Source organism: uncultured Ruegeria sp. (assembly GCF_947497005.1).
Taxonomy (GTDB): domain Bacteria; phylum Pseudomonadota; class Alphaproteobacteria; order Rhodobacterales; family Rhodobacteraceae; genus Ruegeria.
This window is the reverse complement of the sequence record NZ_CANMFF010000065.1, coordinates 1-601: the sequence shown is the minus strand read 5'-3', so window position 1 is coordinate 601 and position 601 is coordinate 1. Positions and strand designations below refer to the sequence as shown.

1 protein-coding gene is annotated in these 601 nt (G+C 45.4%); it reads right to left on the bottom strand.

Annotated elements, in window-relative coordinates:
• A partial coding sequence (locus Q0816_RS25920) for a hypothetical protein (RefSeq protein WP_298856210.1) occupies window positions 1–385 on the bottom strand: 385 nt, incomplete at its 3' end.
• Window positions 386–601: the final 216 nt, after the last annotated feature.

Here is a 601-nt window from a genome sequence, read left to right as displayed (position 1 = left end):
TTGAACTGTCTTGGTCCAAAGTTGATACATACTTTGTCTCCTCGTCATACCAAACCGCTCGAAGAAAGATCTTATGATCCTTTTCTTTGCTGGCGAGCAATCCGATGCGCGATGGGTTCGGACCATAATAATTTGGTAGTAGGCCAAGTTGTTCGATTACTTTGTGAAGAGCTTCGAACCGAAGTCCAAATTCAGATTCAATCCAGAGACTTTGGGTAGGCCCAGACAAAGCCAACGTCAAAGCGCGCTGTAATTCTACAGGATCAGTGATCTTCGATTGTTCTGCCGCATCCAATGTATGAGCACCCAGCACAAGATGTTCATCAGCCGCCAAAACCTTGTCGGCAAGCCGCATTTGAAAGTCGAAAAATCGATTGATGGCCAAGTCGTGCTGGATAGAGCACGTCTAGTAGATTCGTGCGTTCGACGGTAGAAGCTCAACTTGTCTACGAGAGTGGCATCGGTTTGGGAGTGGGATGGTTCAATGTTGTGCATGAAATATATTCCTAAAATCACATGCCCAGGGTACATCATTCAGATTAAAACAACGTGCTGCTCGTATCAGCGGATCCGGCAGGTTATTTGACATAAATTAGATTAC